The organism is Levilactobacillus enshiensis, from assembly GCF_007115095.1.
GTDB classification, from domain to species: domain Bacteria; phylum Bacillota; class Bacilli; order Lactobacillales; family Lactobacillaceae; genus Levilactobacillus; species Levilactobacillus enshiensis.
This window is the reverse complement of record NZ_SULH01000005.1, coordinates 94748-110169: the sequence shown is the minus strand read 5'-3', so window position 1 is coordinate 110169 and position 15422 is coordinate 94748. Positions and strand designations below refer to the sequence as shown.

Annotated in this window: 18 protein-coding genes; 13 read left to right on the top strand and 5 right to left on the bottom strand. The window is 42.2% G+C overall.

The window, feature by feature from the left end; all coding sequences use genetic code 11:
- Positions 1-87: 87 nt before the first annotated feature.
- Together FAY32_RS06600 and FAY32_RS06595 are read right to left on the bottom strand one after the other, a co-directional pair.
- The gene (locus FAY32_RS06600) at positions 88-1236 is read right to left on the bottom strand and encodes a tyrosine-type recombinase/integrase (protein ID WP_158727551.1); all 1149 of its coding nucleotides are present in this window, start codon (positions 1234-1236) and stop codon (positions 88-90) included.
- A gap of 65 nt (positions 1237-1301) precedes the next feature.
- Positions 1302-2012, bottom strand: coding sequence for a helix-turn-helix domain-containing protein (locus tag FAY32_RS06595; protein ID WP_143462663.1), 711 nt, complete (start codon positions 2010-2012; stop codon positions 1302-1304).
- A 133-nt stretch (positions 2013-2145) separates the two neighbouring features.
- Between FAY32_RS06595 and FAY32_RS06590 the strand changes: the two genes are divergently transcribed.
- The 11 genes from FAY32_RS06590 to FAY32_RS06545 all read left to right on the top strand — a co-directional run bounded on the left by FAY32_RS06590 (position 2146) and on the right by FAY32_RS06545 (position 7941).
- Positions 2146-2325 (top strand): helix-turn-helix domain-containing protein, encoded by a 180-nt coding sequence (locus tag FAY32_RS06590; protein ID WP_143462662.1) that lies wholly within the window; start codon positions 2146-2148, stop codon positions 2323-2325.
- Positions 2326-2336: 11 nt separating this feature from the next.
- On the top strand, positions 2337-2504 hold the full coding sequence (locus FAY32_RS14600; protein ID WP_158727550.1) for a hypothetical protein: 168 nt from the start codon (positions 2337-2339) through the stop codon (positions 2502-2504).
- A gap of 10 nt (positions 2505-2514) precedes the next feature.
- Positions 2515-3207, top strand: coding sequence for a Rha family transcriptional regulator (locus tag FAY32_RS06585; protein WP_143462661.1), 693 nt, complete (start codon positions 2515-2517; stop codon positions 3205-3207).
- Positions 3208-3223: 16 nt separating this feature from the next.
- Positions 3224-3493, top strand: coding sequence for a helix-turn-helix domain-containing protein (locus FAY32_RS06580; protein ID WP_024526214.1), 270 nt, complete (start codon positions 3224-3226; stop codon positions 3491-3493).
- A gap of 102 nt (positions 3494-3595) precedes the next feature.
- A complete protein-coding gene (locus tag FAY32_RS06575; RefSeq protein ID WP_143462660.1) occupies positions 3596-4021 on the top strand; it encodes a hypothetical protein in 426 nt (141 codons plus the stop codon).
- Between the two features lie 73 nt (positions 4022-4094).
- Positions 4095-4277, top strand: coding sequence for a hypothetical protein (locus FAY32_RS06570; RefSeq protein ID WP_143462659.1), 183 nt, complete (start codon positions 4095-4097; stop codon positions 4275-4277).
- A gap of 155 nt (positions 4278-4432) precedes the next feature.
- The gene (locus FAY32_RS06565) at positions 4433-4696 is read left to right on the top strand and encodes a hypothetical protein (protein ID WP_069359940.1); all 264 of its coding nucleotides are present in this window, start codon (positions 4433-4435) and stop codon (positions 4694-4696) included.
- Positions 4697-4707: 11 nt separating this feature from the next.
- Positions 4708-5553, top strand: a complete 846-nt coding sequence (locus FAY32_RS06560) for a conserved phage C-terminal domain-containing protein (protein ID WP_143462658.1) — start codon at positions 4708-4710, stop codon at positions 5551-5553.
- A gap of 476 nt (positions 5554-6029) precedes the next feature.
- Positions 6030-6482 carry an ArpU family phage packaging/lysis transcriptional regulator gene (locus FAY32_RS06555; RefSeq protein WP_015474393.1) on the top strand — a complete coding sequence of 151 codons (453 nt, stop codon included), beginning with the start codon at positions 6030-6032 and terminating at the stop codon, positions 6480-6482.
- 64 nt (positions 6483-6546) lie between these two features.
- On the top strand, positions 6547-7419 hold the full coding sequence (locus FAY32_RS06550) for a hypothetical protein (protein ID WP_143462657.1): 873 nt from the start codon (positions 6547-6549) through the stop codon (positions 7417-7419).
- A 129-nt stretch (positions 7420-7548) separates the two neighbouring features.
- A complete protein-coding gene (locus tag FAY32_RS06545; protein ID WP_069359937.1) occupies positions 7549-7941 on the top strand; it encodes a DUF3102 domain-containing protein in 393 nt (130 codons plus the stop codon).
- A gap of 2299 nt (positions 7942-10240) precedes the next feature.
- Here FAY32_RS06545 and FAY32_RS06540 read toward each other — a convergent pair.
- The 3 genes from FAY32_RS06540 to FAY32_RS06530 all read right to left on the bottom strand — a co-directional run bounded on the left by FAY32_RS06540 (position 10241) and on the right by FAY32_RS06530 (position 13548).
- A complete protein-coding gene (locus FAY32_RS06540) occupies positions 10241-11182 on the bottom strand; it encodes a 3-hydroxyacyl-CoA dehydrogenase family protein (protein WP_143462656.1) in 942 nt (313 codons plus the stop codon).
- Between the two features lie 21 nt (positions 11183-11203).
- Positions 11204-12451 carry an MFS transporter gene (locus FAY32_RS06535; RefSeq protein ID WP_143462655.1) on the bottom strand — a complete coding sequence of 416 codons (1248 nt, stop codon included), beginning with the start codon at positions 12449-12451 and terminating at the stop codon, positions 11204-11206.
- 215 nt (positions 12452-12666) lie between these two features.
- On the bottom strand, positions 12667-13548 hold the full coding sequence (locus FAY32_RS06530) for a LysR family transcriptional regulator (protein WP_158727549.1): 882 nt from the start codon (positions 13546-13548) through the stop codon (positions 12667-12669).
- A 207-nt stretch (positions 13549-13755) separates the two neighbouring features.
- Between FAY32_RS06530 and FAY32_RS06525 the strand changes: the two genes are divergently transcribed.
- Together FAY32_RS06525 and FAY32_RS06520 are read left to right on the top strand one after the other, a co-directional pair.
- A complete protein-coding gene (locus FAY32_RS06525; protein ID WP_143462653.1) occupies positions 13756-15102 on the top strand; it encodes an acyclic terpene utilization AtuA family protein in 1347 nt (448 codons plus the stop codon).
- A 2-nt stretch (positions 15103-15104) separates the two neighbouring features.
- Positions 15105-15413, top strand: a complete 309-nt coding sequence (locus FAY32_RS06520) for an AtuA-related protein (protein WP_143462652.1) — start codon at positions 15105-15107, stop codon at positions 15411-15413.
- The last annotated feature ends 9 nt before the right edge of the window (positions 15414-15422 follow it).

Sequence of the window (15422 nt, the reverse complement as noted above, 5' to 3'; positions counted from 1 at the left end):
TAATTTGAGATGAGACGCTGGAAACGTTGATGGGACGCTAGTTGTGGCTAGCGTTTTTTTTGTTGGTGACACTTTTGGTGACAATTGCTAGGATTCCATATACTTAACGAACTTGTTAATGGTGTCTTTCTTGGCATGTTTAGAGACGTGCGTATAGACGTTCAGAGTTGTTTGAGCGTCTGCATGGCCTAGTCGTTGTTGTACCTGTTTGATGGATGCACCGGCTTCAAAAAGCATACTAGCGTGTGTGTGTCGGAAGCCGTGCGTGGTGATACGCTTCAATCCGTACTTGTTGATAATCTGATCGAGCCAGATAGTTGTACGAGAAGGCGTCAGCAGATTGTTTTTATTGTTGGTAAAAACGAATTGGTCGGGGTCGTTGCCAATATTAAAGCCTAGCATGAGCATGGCCTTCTTTTGGGTGAACCGCCAACGAGTAATCACATTCTGCGTCTCCGGGTCAATATCAATAGTCCGAATAGAGGCACGTGTCTTAGGTGTTTCCAGCATGAGACCATCAACGCCATTGGACAGCGTGCGTGTAATTGAGATGGTGCCAGCGGTGAAATCTATGTCAGAGTATTTCAGAGCCAGACACTCACCTTTACGCATCCCCGTATAAGCCAGAATCCTAAATAGGGTTTTGGCTTTTTCGTTACGTTCTTTGTTCAGGCATTGGAAAAAGAGATTGAGTTCGTCTTTGTCGTAGAAGTTCCCGTCAATATCTCCGGTTGGCTTGTCTTTCCGTTCGGGTATGGTGATGAGCTTAGTCGGGTCACGTTGTATCAGCTCCATACGCATAGCGTACTGAAACACTTTGCTAGCGTAGTTCATGACCTTCTTAGGGTCTTGAATAGACTTAGACCAGTCGTTAATGACGTGCTGGCATTGAAGCGGCGTGACCTTCTTAATATCCTTTTTGCCGAACGCGGGGATGATGTGGTTGCGGTAGAAGCCCAACGCCTTACGCAGAGTGCTACTCTTAACCGTCTTTTGATACTGAACCATAAACAGGTCGTAGACTTCCTGAAAGGACTGTTTACGACCTGCTTTAATGCCATGATCGTATACCGATGATTCCTCACGACCTGCTGCTATTTGGGCTTCCTTCTTGGACTGGAAACCGCGCTTGTGTGAACGTACTCGCTTACCAGAAGCCGGGTCAAATCCTAGAGACAACGTGTATTCCCATGCCTTGGTTCCGTTTGTCTTAGTATATTGCTTAAAATTTGCCATTGTTAATTCCTCCATAACGTACCACGGCAGGGCGATGTTATGTAAGAAATGTGGGGATGGCCGGGTTAATTAATTGAGTAGATAACAGTATCAGTGTAGTAATTTTCGGGAATTGAAATTGGATTGACAGGTATAATCCCCGATGCATCTACGTTGTTAGCATCACCAATCATGGTGCAACTAGTATTAATGAAATTAAAAGACCACTGTGGAAAAAGATATGGGGAAACAAGAATGTATTGAATTAAGTCTAATGATTCAGCCTGTTTGCTGTTTTTTACTATCTGGATGCATTTAGAAATTAGATTGTTAACAAAGTCCTGATGCTTTTCAGGGGAGTCTTCGTCTAGGCGAGGCATAATTTCTCTGACTATTCGGGATTCGTCTTCATGTTCCAGTTCCATCGGTTCAATATCAAAAAGTGCAAATCCTTCAAGCATCGGTTTAATGCTAAAGTCGAACCCTGATTCTATAGAGAAGGAATCACTGTTTATTTTTATACTCCCTGACAAGTGAAGTTCGTTGTTGGATGTAATCGTAGATTTTTTGGGAAGACTAATTAAGAAGCGATAGACTTCTGATTCATCGACGATTAATTGGCCTATTGGAACATTGAGGTAGGTCGAGATTTTTTGCATTGTGTTAAGTTGAATCATGGTACTGGAGTTATTTGCAATTGACGAAATGGCTTGTCGACTGATCCCGATATCATTTGCCATTTGAGTAATGGTAATGTGCTTTTTATCCAGAATATCTTTTAGACGGAATACTAGCATTTACGGTCCCCTCCCTTAATTTGACTCCATTGTACGGTAAATGACCATACTTGACAACCAGTTATGAATACTTTACACTCAATTCCGTAAAGTATTAATTTAAAAAGTTATGAATAGGTTACGGAGGTGCATTATGGAAAAAGTATATCCAAGATATATGAATTTGATTCAGGCACGCGAATACTTAAATGTTGGTTCGCACAATACACTTAAGAAATTTATTGATGATGGTCTGAAGGTGTCTATAATTGGCGGTACTAAGCGAATTGATAAGATGGATGCCGATAAGTTTATGGCTGACCACAAGCAATAGGAGGTGTTGGCATGAATGAAGTTCCTAAGAACGAGTTATCCACCTTGACTAAGCTAGACGATCACGTCCGCCAGTTGGAGAGTTGGCTGCTAGAACAGTCCACCTTGTCGGCTGACCGTGAGACGCTGTCTAAGGTGCTTAGCGAGGTGCTACAGACCAATCAGAAGAGAGCCAGTTAGGAGGTTGCAAATGAATGAACTAGTGTTTCTCACCGATGGTAGTGTGAATGCCAAGCTGTATACGACAGGGGACGTAATCGCCCAATATGCAGGAATGACCCATCGGGCAATTAATGACAATATCGAGACCTATAAAAAGGACTTACAGGACTTTGGGGTTTTAACGTCTGAGACGTCGAAACCTCTTAAGGGAAGTAAGGGCGGACGACCACGTAAGATATGGCATCTAAATATGCTACAGGCTACGACCCTTATAGCGTTGCTTGGTAACAGTCGGCCGATTGTCTTTCTAAAAAAGGCGTTAGTTAAGCAGTTTTATGCCATGAAGGAAGAATTAATAGCACGACGTGTGGCTTTCAAGTTCGGTAAACAGTCGTCTAAAGGGCTGAACGATGTCATTGCTAACAGTGATGCATTCGAGGACGACAGTCACGCGTACAGTAACTTGAACCGTCTCATGTACAAGCAGGCGCTGGGGATGAACACCGCCCAGATTAAGAAACTACGGGGCATCCCCGAACATCATTCAATTACCGAATATCTAACGGCAGATGAAACTGCTGCTTTAAGTAAGGTTAAGTCACAAACAAGCGTATTGATTGAGTTAGGCATGGATTACAAGCAGATTAAGGCCACGTTAGCTAACCAAGGTATTATTTATCAGATTAAGCTAGAAAAGCCACAGCAAGCCATTACAGGCTAATTAGGAGGTGTACAGAATGGAGATTCCATTTGAGCTGTCAGATAAGTCAATGAACCAGATTGGATCCGTCATGCAGAAGATGGCTATCGTGGCTTTCAAGGAAGCTGGGGAGCGTCAGAAGTATGGCCCTTACATGACTAAGCAAGAAGCGGCTAAGTATCTCCACATAGCACCACAGACGCTTACAGAGTTCATTAATCAGGGCTTACAAGTAACTACAGTTGGCAATATCAGCCGTATCAGTAAGGTGTCAGCCGACAAATTTATGATGGAACATCAAATCTAAAACCACGGCAGGGTGATGGATTTAGTCGGTAGATATTGCATAACGATTTGTTATTGAATTGAGCGGAGTTTTCCGCTGAATAGTTAAGAAGGGTGTTTAGACATGAAGATCATTTATCCAAAATTAGTAGAAGACGCGTTCGTCATAGCAAGTCAGCGTGGTCAGATTGCACCAGAAAAGGTGAACAACGTTAAGTCCCAGATTTATCAGATCATGGTTGAAAAGGGGGTATTGAATGAGTTGGGCGAGCCTACCCGTCTGGCCTTGAAAATGGGGCTAATTGAACGTTCAGCACCAGTTTCCAGTGAACCTAGCCTAGTTGTATCGTTGGCCGACTTTAAGCGTCAGTGGCCTGTATATGCAGAGTTCAAGGATAGCCATTTCATGCTGATTGATGGTGAGTGGATGGCTGATACTTATGTAATAAAGGAACTGGCTACTCGTAAGCTAGCGAACCCTAAAAGCACACCAGAGCAACGTCTAGAAGCTAAGTCAATGTTACAGAAGATAGAAAACAGCCAAGATTAGAACAGTGGACGGTGCAGTGATTGGCGTTGTTGTTTTCTAATCTAGGAATTAAGTGAGGCGAGAGCATACGAGTATGAGTGCTACGGTGAAAGACTTAATACAGGAACTTCAAACTATGGATTCTGACCTACCTATAAAAATGGTGGCTTGCGATGGAATACACGTCATTGAGGGCTATTTGCAAAAGGGTGACGCGTTTGAAGATGTTGAATGGCGAGATGGTCAACGAATTGTTGAAATTTCCTACATTTCATAATTTGTTACAAATACAGTTGGGGTTAGAAAATATGAATGAAGGCACAAAAAATCCACGCTATTACTTTGGCGAGTTAGCGTGGACGAATGCAGAATATGCAGACCTGATAAGGCCTTTTGTGGCTTCATTTTATCACGAAATGGAGACCTAAGACAATGAATTTAGATTTAGACGATGTAAAAGCAACGGTGATTGAAGCAGAAAGTATGGAGTTTGCAGTGGTTGAAATGCTGGATGTTCTCTCTGATGTGGTAGGTGACTACCGACAAGGGAAAATCGATATGAAGGGCGTTGGCTATGAAGCTGAACGGCTATTCGACAGCATGAATTGGCTTAGCATCATGACCAGGGACAACCTACAGCAGGTCGATGACCAAATAGGCCAGATACTCGATGCGGACACTCACCGTAGCAGATAGGGGGTGATTCAATGGGGATGAATCCTAGTAAACGGAAGCTGGTTGAGGACGGATCGCCATTGCTTGTGTATCCATCCCTAGCTAAGAAATTGGGATTGAACGAGGCAATAATATTAAGCCAAGTTCACTACTGGTTGCAACGATCAACGAACTACCGCAATGGGTATTATTGGACTTACCATAAGTATCGAGAATGGCAAAATGAGTTTCCGTTTTGGGGTAGGAATACAATCATTCGTACAATAAAGAAGTTGAAAGACGACGGTTATTTAATTACTGATCGATTCAATAAAGCTGGGTACGACAAAACCGTTTGGTATCGAATTGATTATTCAAAGTTGGATGCACTTCAATTAGACACTACCCAAAATGGGCAGGGTTCATACCCAGAATGGGTAGGGAATGGTACCCAAAATGGGCAAACCAATACCAGAGACTATACAGAGACTACACATAATAGTCAGGAACCCAGTTCACTTCGTTCACACCAAGCAGAAGAGACAACCATTAAATCCATTATTGATTACTTAAATAAGCAATCAGGTCATAGCTATCATGTAACAGATAAAACTAAAGAATTAATTGAAACCAGATTCAGTGAAGGATTTACTGAACAGGAATTTATGGATGTAATCAAGTACAAGTCTGGAGAATGGAAAGACGTTACTGAAATGAATCCATTTTTACAGCCTAGTACACTGTTTGGAGACAAGATGGATAAGTATTTGAATCAGGCTAAGTCCAATGGTGGTTCTGTTGAACCACGGGGTTTAAGTGTTGAAGAAGGTTCCGCTGCTAATGATGCTTATATGGCAGGATTGGAAAAACAGTATGAAGCAGGCAAAGAATCGCCTTAATGTAATTCTCTGCTAGGCAGGGATGTACTGACCTCTGAACCACTGGGTCTAAGAAAAGAGAAAGGGTTCCGCGCGAAAGAGAAAGATGTGCGCGATTTTGCGCGAATGTTCAAAGAGAAAGTGGGTCAATCAAGTTGACTGAGTTTGATGGCTCAAAATTGAGCAGTCAAATTAGGCTGAACTGTCAAACTGCAAGTTCAGGTCTCTAACATAAAAGTGAAATACTCATTCATCCCCAGCTAGTCCGAATATTAGGCTCAGTTCTGGTAGCCTGATTTTCGGCAGCCAATGCCCTAAATTTAACTTAGGTACCATTTTAGCGAGTCAGATAGTTCGGCTGAGAATTCAGCCCAATTGTGACTGACGAATTTTCGACGTCGAAGCCAAAGAAAAAAGGCCGTATCAACGGCCCTCACCAAAATAACTCAACAACTTATTTTACCACGAATGCGGTGGACTAATGGGGGCTGTGAACGGTGACAGATATTGATTTTAAGAACGTAAGTATGAGTGACATCTTTCCAGAAGTAAACGAACAGAAGACCCGGCAGAAGGTGGCTAGTTTTCTCTCTCGGACGTTGCCGCGTATGATTCGGATAACTTCAAAGTCATTGACTGAATTACGCTCACAGCGCTTAGACGGAATGCCTAAGGGGTCTGGTAGCAACAATGACGGTGATCGTCGAATAGTCCAACATCTCTATGCGGAACAGGTCGTTGAGCAGGTTAAACAGGCCATTAGCCAATGCGATCAGGAAAGTCAGGACATATTGGATATGCTGTATTTCAAGGGGTATTCAGATACCCAATGCTATATGGCCCTAGGTCGGTCCGGGTCTAGCTACTCCCACTTATACAAGCCACAGGCGTTGTTAGAGTTCGCTGACTGTTACTTTCTGGACGACTTACACATTTACCAAGCAGAATAGAAGATTGGCCCTAGCGGAGACGTTAGGGCTTTGTTATGCTTGTAATTGGTTTGGAGGAGACACAATGGCTAAAAAAGTAAACAACTGTGAAAAACAAAAAGATAAAGAAAGTAGGCCTGCGAGTGGCCCTAACTGGGGATTTTGGGTTGTAATGGGAATAATCGTAATTCTTTTACCAATTGGTTTGCAGCGTTTAATGACGTGGGGATGGTTATCCAACACGCCAGGGGGAAGTAACGATGGCTGGTTGGGATTTTGGGGTAGTTATTTAGGCATTCCAATTGCTATTGGTGGTGTTTATTGGCAATCAATAAAAGAAAGAGAACTTACAAAAGAGGAAGCGGTTGTACAAGCTAGGCCTCATTTGGATTTTTCGATTCAGTATAATATAGAGGCCGGTAACTATGTATATCACTCTTCTAATACCATTATGATTGACGACTATAGGGGGTTCTTTTATAAACTGAGAAATATTTCACAGAATCCCGCTTTGGACATTTTGTTTTGTATTTACGTTAAGGGAGAGGATAAACCCCAAAATATTCTTTCTATACAGGGGATAGAAGACGAATCTATACTGATTGCACCTAGTCTTGAAAAAAATCAGGTAGTGAGCAAAATTGATATTTTCTTTCGTACTTCACGTGATGAATACGGATCTATAAAAAGTGTTATGCATGATGAGAGTATAATTTCATTACCGGCTCGAAATTATGGTAAAGAACCACATAGGTTATTTGATGAGGCGGTACAAATGTTTGATGGCCATAATAGAGAAAATAAGGGTAGTTTGATAAATATTTGGAATCAATATCAAACATATTTCAACGCTGATATGGTTAAATCCTATGATAATCTAAGCAAAAAACTTTATAAGGCAGATGAAGACTCAAAAGAGATTGAACGGAAGTTAGAGCTTTCTAAACAAGATAAGTAGGTTAGTGGAGATACAGAAAAGCAATAGATTGTTCTGATATTTGTGGTTGAATGAGGCTTCAACTAAACCTTTAAATTCGACCTCGAAAATGGATTTATATATAAATTGAATTTTGTCCCGGGACGAAATTTGGTAGCAATTGCGCTTGAGCGCAAATATGGCGGCCAGGCAATTTTTGAAATTGGTCGGCGTTTGAAGTGGGTGAAAGAGAATGATTTGGTTCATGGAGAGTTTGGTAAGTGGTTGGAGTCTATTGATATAAAGCCTAGACAAGCACAGAGATTTATTAAAATCGCTAATGAATTTTCAAATACGACGACGTCGTCGTATTTAGGCATGAATGTTTTGTATGAAATTGCGACAATGCCGCCTGAAGAGCGCGACAACCCCCAACAACTTGATTCGGGTGAAACTAAGAAGCCTGATGAGATGACTGTTCGGGAGTGTAAATTCGTCGACGTCGACGATTTAGGGATAGTATTCTCTGTGATAATTCGTAACGTCGCGAAATTTGAAGAATAGGGCTGAGTTCATAATTGGGTACGTCCCCAAATAGTGCGACATCGCACCTTTTCCCAAATGTTACAACGTCGCAACATATATGAATGATGGCACGTACCACGTTTTAAGTGGTCTAGTGAAAACGTGATACGTATCAGAATTTGATGATGGTAGGCAATTTGGAATCGGACGACGTCGTCCGTTTTGATAGCATGATCTTAAATGAGAGGGCGTCCTCCCATTTGGAATACGACATCGGTGTTGCATTCGATAGTAGCTTGATTAGTGGTCTTGACGTTAGTTGTCAGGGCCTTTTCTATTGGACTAAGCAATCATCCCCGATACGGTCAAACAGACAGAGACGGGGCCACACACCCTTGCAAAACCCAGTCGTTACCCCCTTGCAAACCTTAACTGGATTGTTGGGAGATGTTGGGATCATTTGGTGGTAAATATTGGCCTTATGATATGAGTTGCACCCTAGGAATTGTTAAGGTGAATCCGGGTAAAAAGGTGCAACCTGCATGGGATTCTAGTAAGGATAAGAGACCAGCAATTACTAGCCTAAGCATGCTGTATAATGCTGACAATTGCTGACAAGTGAGGGCTTGAAGAAGTCATTCAGAGTACACGAAAAAGGGTGCAACCTTCTAATTTAGGGATGCACCCAAAGTTGCACCTATTCAGGGGATGCAGTGGACGTGGACTAGTTGTTTAATTGAGACATAAAACGCTAGTTAGAAAGGCGGGATAGCATGGACGAATCCTTTACAGTTGGTGAGATGATAGCGTACCTCTCACGGTTCGATAATGACGCTGTAGTTAAGGTTAGGAGCGATTCAACTAATGATATGGGAACCAACGAGACCATTACAGAAGACAGCTTCGAGGTGTCTGACGATGGGGTAATTGTGATCCGTTGCTAGTCGGCAAGTGTAAATAGATTTATGGTTGTTCATGCATAGTAAATGTTAGTCTGAATGCTTGCAAATGCTGACATTTATTCGGGATTGAATAGCGGTGTGTAGTTCCAACTACGAGACACAAGCGTAACTACAGTTACGGACATGGGATAATAAGGGAATAGTGGGGACTACCACCAATAGAGTAGCGATTCACGACGGTATTGTACGGGATAGATCATGTTTCTGACTTGTCTTCGGTAAATGACTAATCACCACTCCCACAAGGGAAGTCTAGCGTGAATGTGGGGTATATTTATTTGAAGGTATGAATGTGGGGGGTGACTTGCCGCCCTTTTTTGTTTGTCATAAGTGGCAATGTGCATCCTTAACGGTACCGGATAGGGCCTCTTTTGGAAGGGGGCTCAAAAAATGAGTATCCTTTCCACACTCGTGCAGAATAATTGCATACTCCCTCTGTGGATGGATTAAACATGCTGCTAAGACCTCATTCCCCAATTTTGGGGAGCCAGATTGGACTAAAAGGTGATAGCGTACTTTACACCGTATTGTGTAAGAAGTTCTAATGTGTGTGGTTAACGGGTAATTGATAGCTAGAAGTGAACCCGAAATACGAGATTGGTTAGTAGGTTAAGACAGTTCACGTAGTCCTCAGTCAGGGGATGCTCAACTAGCCTGCTTATTGCGGTGTGGTTGAGATGGGTACAAGGTCGGCGTTTTCTAATTTGTTTGCTAGAACAATAGGGTGGTGAATTATGTTCACTTGGCTAAGTACATCCGAAGAACTTAGAGCATTCGAGGTCAACTAGATTGACTAGGAAGCAACTTAGCGGAAAATTACGTTCAGTGTCGGTGAACAGGTGATTTCAAGTAACCTGTTTCGCTATCGTTTTGAACGATAACGGTACTTATTCGGTCAGTCGGAGTGATTGAGTTCGGTGCTATTCTACGGTACACGGTTCGTCATGGCTTGGAACCATAACGGATGTGAGAGCAAAATAAAAACTGCTAGCCATTAAGCTAACAGTTCCATCGCCCTTGCCGTGTTTACTGGTGACACCGTGGTGACAATTTGGTGACACGTAACTATAATGAAGTTAGTTGATGGTGTGATAATCCCTTATACAGCAAGGGATACAGTCACTATTGGTATCTTATGAATTTGAATAAAGAGCCCTCGGGGGGCGCATTGAAGTTTAGTGGAATTGAAGCGTTGCTTTTGGCGCATGGTGTTGACCATGGCTGATTGGTGGTGCACAAGTAGGACCTGTGACTTTTGTCGCCGGTCCTTTCTTGGTATGCGTAATGGATATGATGTTCTTTATGATAAAAAACTGGCAAGCAGGCGGAAGGCCGGTTTACCAGTTTTTTTAATGCGGTTAAAGATGTGTAATTGATTAGTTTTGATCGTCTTTTAATTGTTTAAGCAAGTCTTTGTCTCGTTGAGCGACCATATCGGCCCCAACTGTTCCCTGCCAATCGTAGAAACCTTTTCCAGTTTTGTAACCAAGTTCATTAGCTGCTACTTTTTTGGCTAGAGCAGAATCAGTACCAGTATCATTGCCAAGGTCTGCGTAGAGGTAGGAACTAATATTTTTGAAGACATCAAGTCCACCGAGGTCAGCGCTTGCGATGGGACCAACTAAATTCCAGCGGCGACCAAGACTGTATTTGACAATGTCATCAACTGCTTCAGGACTAGCGATACCTTCGTCTACGATGTGAAGGGCTTCTCGTAGAACAGCTAGCTGAATACGATTGCCCACAAATCCTAAGGACTCTTTCTTCAACCCAACAGCGTGTTTACCTACGTGATTCATTAATTGGACGGTTAAGTCGACGATATCACTTAACGTATCCTTACCAGGGACAACTTCGACCAACGGCATCAGTTGTGCTGGATTCCAGAAGTGAGCAACGACGAAGCGTTCAGGATGCTTGAGAACACTTTGAATGGCCGTTGGACTCAATCCAGAAGTATTTGTAGCTAGAATAGTATCGGGAGCAACGACGCTTTCTGCTTTCTGCCACACCTGCTGCTTGACGGCTAGCTTTTCAACGATGGATTCAATGACAAATTGGGCATCACCTAAAGCGATTTGATAGTCAGTTGTTGGATGAATTCGGCCAAGGATAGTAGCGGGGTCTTCATTGAGCATTTCAGCGGCTTTAAACGTTTCTAAATCATGTTTGATGGCGGCCATACCCTTAGCTAAGACGGCATCATCAGTATCTAATAGATTGACGCGATAGCCATGAATGGCAAACTGTAAAGCAGTCGCATGACCCATCGTACCTGAACCAATATTACCAATGATTTTGATTTGATTGAGTTTCATAGAGACTTACCTCCTAAAAGATTATGCTTCTTTAAGCTTGTTTCTTGCGGCAATCGCCCTATAAGAGAGAACGATTGAAAGAACAACGGCACCACCACCTAAGACGTAGAGCACACCGTTAGTCATGAGTGGTAAATTGTAGGAACCTGTTATGTCGAAAATCTTACCATCAACGGAAACGGCAATGGCGGTAGCAAAATTACCAAACATTGAAATGATTGAAAGAATATTGTTGTAGTCTTTTGGTCCGAATTGTTTGCGAATAAAGTAGGGCAAGGAAACCAACATGATGCCTTGGCCTAAACCAAGAATAAATCCTGCTCCAATTAGCATACCGGGTGCACGGAAGATCATTAAGCTTAGCCAACCTGCAATTCCGAAAATAGAGTAGAGAATGATGACCATTTGATTGTTAAAGTGGTCTAGGAACCATCCGATACTAACTTTACCGGCCGCAGCCCCCAGCATGATTCCGGAAACAACGGTGGCACCAATGTTTAGTGGCATGTTGATACTGACAACGTATGGAGAAACGTGCTGAACCAGGCCAGCGACCCATTGTAAAGCAATCATAGCGAACGTGATAAGGTAAAACATGGGCGTATGTAGAGCTTGCTTGAAGGACAGTCCTTGCCAAGAACTTGTTTCATTACTTTCTTTATCGGTACTCTCGTAGCCGACGGGCTTGGTTGTTCCCGTTGGCTTGTAGCGAACGACGAAGATAGTGAATGGCAAAATAGCAATCAATGTAATCAGGCCTTCAAGAATCCAGCCGGAGCGCCAACCTAAGTTGGTAATCGTGGCACTTACGATAGGATTAAACAGCGTACCACCTATAGCAGACAGACCTAGTGCAATCCCCATAACGGTTCCAAGGTATTTGTGAAACCAATTTCCCAAGAGCACGGGGATGGAGAGAGTCAGAGCGAAAGGTTGCATGATGCCAATGATGGTCCAGACAATGTAGAATTGAACGACACTTTTTGCGAAAGCTAAACTAATAAAGCCTAAGCCGATAATGGTAAAACAGGTCGTCAGTAGTAACCGAATATTTATCTTCTCCATGATTTTCCCGGCGAACAGCAGGGTGATCGCGCAGGCAATATTTTGAAATGTGACCATGAGTGACACTCCGGCTCGACTAATGTGAAATGAAGCACTAACCGGTTCAAAAAATAAACCAATCGTATCGACAACCATCCCGAATCCGACCAACGAAATCACACAGGTACTGATGAAAATCCACCAACCATAGTGTATTTTACGCATAATTTGTCATCTCCCAATTATTAACAGTAAATGCAGTGACGTTCTTCTGACTGCATAATAACTGGTGAAACGGCTGTAGACAACATGTGAAAATATGGTCAATCTGTAAAACAAATCAGAAAAAATTACATTATGGAGATAGATACCAGCATAGAGCCATTTATAAAGCGGTTACATATTACGTTTGTTCATAAGCGTTATTGCTAAAAAGTATATCACCCCATTTTAGCAATTGCTGTATCAAAGTAGTCGCGGACTTTAGCGATTAATGGGTCTTCATTTTTCTTTAAGGTCGTTGATAGTAACTCCCAGCTTAGTTGGTTGAGAGGAATCACCCTTAAATCATCCGTTTGATAGCCACGCAGGATACTTCGAGGGAGAACGGTGACTAGTGGAGAGGTACGGCAAGCATTGAGAAGAAAACTTTCGGAAGAGGATTCCATTAAAATATCAGGCGTTGTCTTCTCATAGCTTAGTAGCAAATCAAGTTGATCACGAATAGTGAAAGACTGATTGAGAAGCACGAGCTTGAACTTGAGCAGTTCTGAAATGGTTAAGGAGTCAGGAACATTAACTAATTTGGGATTAAAAACAACGGCGCCACAATCAAGAATTAGACTTTTTTGATCTAAAGAATCATATTTGATTGGTGCGACGGGATAAGCTAAATCAATTTTTTCTAGGAGCAAGTCTTGCTGTAATTTCTCGCCACCAACGTCTGAGACAATAATTTTGATGTCAGGGTGGGCCAATCTAAACTGCGGTAAAATATTTGAAAAGTAGGCGACTAACACAGCTGGCGCAATACCGACCTTTACTTTCCCCACCCAATTTGTTTGGTGGTGAACGTTAGTTAGCATATTATCGTAGTCACGGATAACTCGTTTAGCATCCCGATAAAATTTGCGACCAGGTTCAGTTAAACTAACTAATTTTTTTCCATGCCGAACGAATAGATTAACATTTTCCTCCTCTTCGAAAGTGAGAATCGACTTGCTCATGGTTGACTGGGAGACATGAATTTTTTCTGCGGCCACACTAATATTAAAGTCAGATGCAACGACCTCGACAAAATAAGTGAGCTGTGTGATGTTCATCAAACCACCTCCACATATATCTATAATTCTAATAATATATGAATTTAAGTAATAAGTAAAACGCGTGCATACCTGATTGAGATAATATTCACAAGTAAATTCGTTCATTTTCAATTTAATTTTCATTTTTGGGAGAATGGACTGTCTTGATATCAGCTTAATTCAGGTCTTATACTTACGCCAGAAACTGAATAGGAGGCCACAACAATGAAGAAGATTCGTATTGGTTCAGGTGCTGGTTATGCTGATGACAGAATTGAACCTGCTATTGACTTAATCAATCGTGGAAATTTAGATTATATTTGTTTTGAATGTTTGGCTGAAAGAACGATTGCTATTGCTCAAAATCAAAAATTAGCTGATCCCAATGCTGGCTACAATGACTTGTTGGAATATCGGTTTAAGAAGATTCTGCCGGCTATTAAGGCACATCCCACTAAGGTGATTACCAATATGGGGGCAGCTAATCCTAAAGCAGCTACTAAGAAAATCGTAGAGATGGCTGCTGAGTACGGTGTTCATAACTTGAAGATTGCCACTGTTTCAGGCGATGATATTACAACTCTTACAAGTAATTATGGTGCTAATGAAATGATGGAAGATCATCAACCGCTGTCATCACTTAACCGTAAGATTATCTCTGCGAATGCTTATTTAGGTGCTAAAGCGATTGTTACCGCTTTGGACCAAGGCGCTGACATTGTTGTTACGGGACGTGTGGCCGACCCTTCACTGTTCATGGCCCCCTTAATTCATGAGTTCGGTTGGAACTTCACAGATTATGATAAGTTAGGTAAGGGAACGTTACTGGGGCACTTGTTGGAATGTGCTGGGCAAGTTTCTGGTGGTTACTTTGCCGATCCTGGTTATAAGGATGTCGATAAACTCTGGGAACTAGGTTTTCCGTTTGCCGATGTTACTGATACGGGAGATATTACGTTACATAAACTACCCGATACGGGCGGTCTACTTAGCACAGATACGGTTAAGGAACAGTTAATCTACGAGATTCAAGATCCAACGAAGTATTACACACCAGATGTTATCGCCGACTTTTCAAACGTTCAGGTTGAACCGGCCAAGGATGGTGAAGGCATTCATGTGATAGGTGCAACTGGGAGAGCCAAAACAGGCGAGCTAAAGGTTAGCGTTGGCTATGAGGATGGTTATATTACCGAAGGCGGGATTAACTATGGTGGTCACAATGCCTTCAATAAGGCAAAGTTGGCTACTGAAATTGTTCGCAAGCGACTACAATTATTAAAAGTTCCGGTAGATGCATTTAAAGAAGACTATATCGGTGCTGATAGTCTTTACCATGGTGTTTTACCAGTACCAGAACATGTCAGTGAAATTCGTGCACGAATCGCAACTAGAACAAGTAGTTTAGAAGCGGCCAAGGAAGTAGTTCGTGAAGTGAAGTCACTGTATACTAATGGCCCATCTGCTGGGGGTGGCGTTCGAACCATTACGCAAAAGATTGTTGCAATTGCTTCAATTACGGTTCCAGAAAATGATATTAGGACACACGTTGACTCTGAGGAGGTTAAGTAATCATGAAACTATATGATATTGCACACTCACGGACTGGAGATAAAGGAAATACATCAACTATTTCTCTTATTCCGTATAAAGAAGCAGACTTTTCCTTAATCAAGAAGTACGTGACTGACGAGGCTGTTGCAAAGTGGTTTGCACCCTTGGGACCAATTAAGGTAACGCGTTATGAGTTCTTTAAAGTGCCAGCATTGAACTTTGTGATTGAGAATGCGCTTGGTGGTGGTGTGACACATTCACTAAACATTGACCGTCACGGAAAATCTTATAGTAGTGCACTATTAGAAATGGAAATCCCAGATAAATAAGTTTCATGG

Bases quoted from the DNA above. Each gene is read 5' to 3' on its own strand.
- FAY32_RS06600 (WP_158727551.1), bottom strand. From the start codon at position 1,236: ATGGCAAATTTTAAGCAATATACTAAGACAAACGGAACCAAGGCATGG.
- FAY32_RS06595 (WP_143462663.1), bottom strand. From the start codon at position 2,012: ATGCTAGTATTCCGTCTAAAAGATATTCTGGATAAAAAGCACATTACC.
- FAY32_RS06590 (WP_143462662.1), top strand. From the start codon at position 2,146: ATGGAAAAAGTATATCCAAGATATATGAATTTGATTCAGGCACGCGAA.
- FAY32_RS14600 (WP_158727550.1), top strand. From the start codon at position 2,337: ATGAATGAAGTTCCTAAGAACGAGTTATCCACCTTGACTAAGCTAGAC.
- FAY32_RS06585 (WP_143462661.1), top strand. From the start codon at position 2,515: ATGAATGAACTAGTGTTTCTCACCGATGGTAGTGTGAATGCCAAGCTG.
- FAY32_RS06580 (WP_024526214.1), top strand. From the start codon at position 3,224: ATGGAGATTCCATTTGAGCTGTCAGATAAGTCAATGAACCAGATTGGA.
- FAY32_RS06575 (WP_143462660.1), top strand. From the start codon at position 3,596: ATGAAGATCATTTATCCAAAATTAGTAGAAGACGCGTTCGTCATAGCA.
- FAY32_RS06570 (WP_143462659.1), top strand. From the start codon at position 4,095: ATGAGTGCTACGGTGAAAGACTTAATACAGGAACTTCAAACTATGGAT.
- FAY32_RS06565 (WP_069359940.1), top strand. From the start codon at position 4,433: ATGAATTTAGATTTAGACGATGTAAAAGCAACGGTGATTGAAGCAGAA.
- FAY32_RS06560 (WP_143462658.1), top strand. From the start codon at position 4,708: ATGGGGATGAATCCTAGTAAACGGAAGCTGGTTGAGGACGGATCGCCA.
- FAY32_RS06550 (WP_143462657.1), top strand. From the start codon at position 6,547: ATGGCTAAAAAAGTAAACAACTGTGAAAAACAAAAAGATAAAGAAAGT.
- FAY32_RS06540 (WP_143462656.1), bottom strand. From the start codon at position 11,182: ATGAAACTCAATCAAATCAAAATCATTGGTAATATTGGTTCAGGTACG.
- FAY32_RS06535 (WP_143462655.1), bottom strand. From the start codon at position 12,451: ATGCGTAAAATACACTATGGTTGGTGGATTTTCATCAGTACCTGTGTG.
- FAY32_RS06530 (WP_158727549.1), bottom strand. From the start codon at position 13,548: ATGAACATCACACAGCTCACTTATTTTGTCGAGGTCGTTGCATCTGAC.
- FAY32_RS06525 (WP_143462653.1), top strand. From the start codon at position 13,756: ATGAAGAAGATTCGTATTGGTTCAGGTGCTGGTTATGCTGATGACAGA.
- FAY32_RS06520 (WP_143462652.1), top strand. From the start codon at position 15,105: ATGAAACTATATGATATTGCACACTCACGGACTGGAGATAAAGGAAAT.